Raw genomic sequence first — 2,554 nt, 5'->3', positions numbered from 1 at the left:
GCCCGGACGCCTCGGACGGAACCGCGTCGCCGTCGGGCGGGCGGACCACGTCGACGTCGGCACCGGCATCGGCCAGCCAGTCCGCCAGCCGCCCCAGGTGCCAGGTGGGCGCGTTCTCGATCACCAAAATCGTTGCCACGGTGTCGAGAGTAGTCAACCGGGTTCGCCACCCGTTAGGATCGCCGACCGTGACCCCGAACCCACTGCGCCCCCGCGCCCTGCGACCCGGCGACCCGGTGGCCGTGCTGTCGCCGTCCGGCCCGCCCAAGCCCGAGCAGGTCCGCCGCGGCGTGGCCCTGCTGGAGGGCTGGGGGCTGCGGGTGCGGGTGTCGCCGCGCGCCTTCGACGTGCACGGCTACCTCGCCGGCGACGACGAGACCCGCCTGGCCGAGCTGAACGCGGCGCTGCGCGACCCCGCCGTCCGCGGGATCTTCTGCGCCCGCGGCGGTTACGGACTGTCGCGAATGGTGGATCGCGTCGACTTCGCCGCGGCGGCCAGCGATCCCAAGATCGTGGTGGGCTACAGCGACATCACCGCGCTGTTCTGCGGGCTGTACGTCCACTCGGGAGTCACGTCGGTGCACGGCCCCGTCGTGATCACCTTCGGCAAGGACGGCCTCGACCCCGTCGTCGGCGACAGCCTGCGCGCGGCGGTGATGACCACCGAACCCGTCGTCCTCACGCCCGACGCCGCCGAGCCGTCGGCGGCGCTGACCCGCGGCGACGCGCCCGTCACCGGGCGCCTCCTGGGCGGCAACCTGTCGCTGCTGGTCGACGCGGTCGGCACGCCCACCTGCCCCGACTACCGCGGCGCCATCGTGTTCTGCGAGGAGATCAACGAGGAGCCCTACCGCGTCGACCGCATCCTCACGCAGCTGCGCCGCTCCGGAACCCTCGACGGCATCGCCGGGATCGCGCTGGGCCAATTCACCTCCTGCGGAGACGACGACTGGGACTGGGGCGTCGTGGACACGCTGCGCGACCGCCTCGCCGACCTCGACGTCCCCGTGCTGGGCGGCATCCCCATCGGACACGGCGACAACCCGCGCACCGTCCCCTTCGGAACGACGGCGACCCTGGACCCGGTGGCCCGGGTCCTGACGGCCGCCGCCGCGGTGTCTTAAGTGAAGATGCTGACGCCGCCGGGACCGACGAGCAGTCCGACCACGATGAGGACGATTCCCCACAGGACGCGGCTTCTGAAGATGGCCACGATTCCCGCGACCACCAGGATCACGGCGATTATCCACAAAATGAAATCCATGGTGAACCACTACCCACCATCGTCGTCGTTCAATCCTCGGTTCGGGTAATCGCGTCGAGGCCGGCGCGGGCCTCGGCGGCGCGGGGGTCGTCCAGGTCGGTGAAGATGCGCCAGGCGCGGTACCAGTGGGTGCGGGCGCCGGGGCCGTCCCCCTTGAGGGACAACAGACCCGCGATGCCGTGGTGGGCGCGGGCCTGCTCGCGGACGTCGCCGAGGCGGCCCGCCAGGGTGAGGGCGCGGGCATGCACGACCATGGATCGGTGGAGGCTGCCCATGGCGCACAACGTTTCCGCCTGGCCGTTGAGCAGGTCGACCTCCGTCTCGCGGTCGCCCAGCTCGCGGCAGATGTCCAGGGCCCGGCGCCGGGCCTCCTCGGCCGCGGCGAGGTCACCGAGTCGGTGGTGCAGGGCGCCCAGGCGGCCCAGCACCAGGGCCACGCAGAAGCGGTCGTCGGTGCGGCGGTGCAGTTCCAGGGCCTGTCGGTAAAAGGACTCGGCGTCGACGTCGGCGTCGAGGTGCTCGTGGATCGCGCCCAGATTGGACAGGGTGAGCGCCTCGGCGTGGGTGTCGCCGGTGGCGCGGTGGATCTCCAGCGCCTGCTGGCACACGGCCTGCGCCTCGCCGTACTGTCCCAGGTGGTCATAGGCGGTGCCCAGGTTGTTGAGGGCGTGGCCCTCGCCGTGGCGGTCGCCCTCGCGGCGGGCCAGGATCAGGGCGAGCCGGTAGTACTTGACGGCCGCGGCGAAGTCGCCCAGCCGCCACCGCACGCCGCCGAGCCGGTTGAGGGTGGTGGCGCGGGCGGCGGAGGATTCGGGGCTGCCCGCCTGACGGACCAGGGCGTCGAGTTCGGGCGCGCGGGCGGCGAACTCCTCGGCCGCCTCCTCCTGGTGCGCCGCGGCCTCCACCGACACGTCGAGCCGGGCCAACAGCGCCTTGAGTTCGGCCGCCGCGCCGGGCTGCTCGGCGAGCAGGCCCTCCAGCCGGATCCGCAGCACCGGCATCAGGGCGGCGCGCAGCTCGGGCTGCTCGGCGTCGGACGCGCGCTCCACCAGCAGCGCGTAGGCGTCCAGTTCGGCCTCGGCGGCGGCGCCCCGGGTGGCGTCCCCGCCGCCGAGCAGGCGGGCGAACAGGCGTTTGGTCCTGCGCCACCTGTCGGTGGCCATCTGGTTGACGATCGTCGCCGCCCCCGCCGATGCGAAGGCGGTGGTGACGACGGTCGCGGCGATCGAGTGAATCATGAATCGCGCCCCCTTGGTGTCGAAGCCTCCTGTTGCCTCGACTCTATTCCTT

General features: G+C 72.6%; 3 protein-coding genes. 1 reads left to right on the top strand and 2 read right to left on the bottom strand.

Annotated elements, in window-relative coordinates:
• The first annotated feature begins 188 nt into the window (after positions 1 to 188).
• Positions 189 to 1,124, top strand: coding sequence for a S66 peptidase family protein (locus VE172_RS11635; RefSeq protein WP_324801515.1), 936 nt, complete (start codon positions 189 to 191; stop codon positions 1,122 to 1,124).
• Here VE172_RS11635 and VE172_RS11630 read toward each other — a convergent pair.
• Together VE172_RS11630 and VE172_RS11625 are read right to left on the bottom strand one after the other, a co-directional pair.
• On the bottom strand, positions 1,121 to 1,264 hold the full coding sequence (locus tag VE172_RS11630) for a GPGG-motif small membrane protein (protein ID WP_324801511.1): 144 nt from the start codon (positions 1,262 to 1,264) through the stop codon (positions 1,121 to 1,123). The two genes, VE172_RS11635 and VE172_RS11630, sit on opposite strands and share 4 nt — an antisense overlap.
• Before the next feature lie 29 nt (positions 1,265 to 1,293).
• The coding region (locus VE172_RS11625) for a tetratricopeptide repeat protein (RefSeq protein WP_324801509.1) at positions 1,294 to 2,554 on the bottom strand (1,261 nt) is incomplete at its 5' end.

This window comes from Stackebrandtia sp. (assembly GCF_035643755.1).
Lineage (GTDB): Bacteria > Actinomycetota > Actinomycetes > Mycobacteriales > Micromonosporaceae > Stackebrandtia.
The sequence above is the reverse complement of the archived record's forward strand: the minus strand, read 5'-3'. Positions and strand labels throughout refer to the sequence as shown.